This window comes from Peribacillus sp. SIMBA_075 (genome assembly GCF_046534585.1).
On record NZ_JAWRYN010001739.1, the window covers coordinates 1 to 230 of the forward strand.

Below are 230 nucleotides of genomic sequence, written 5' to 3' on the forward strand. Positions count from 1 at the left end.
GTTACTAGCAAAGCGGCGTGAGCACCCTGGCAAGCTTCTGCAGGGGTACCGAAATACGAAACGCCTGGAAAAAGCTTTTGAACTGCAGGAGATGCAATCGGATCGTAAGCGCGAATACTGGCCCCGCAGCGTTGCAATTCCTCGATGATCGCAAGTGCCGGCGCTTCCCTGATATCATCGGTATCAGGCTTAAAAGCTAAACCGAGCAAAGCTATTTGTTTGCCTTTCAG

1 protein-coding gene is annotated in these 230 nt (G+C 51.3%); it reads right to left on the reverse strand.

Going from position 1 to position 230, the window contains the following annotated elements; genetic code table 11:
- The coding region (locus tag SB775_RS34390) for a UDP binding domain-containing protein (protein ID WP_410865769.1) at positions 1–230 on the reverse strand (230 nt) is incomplete at both ends.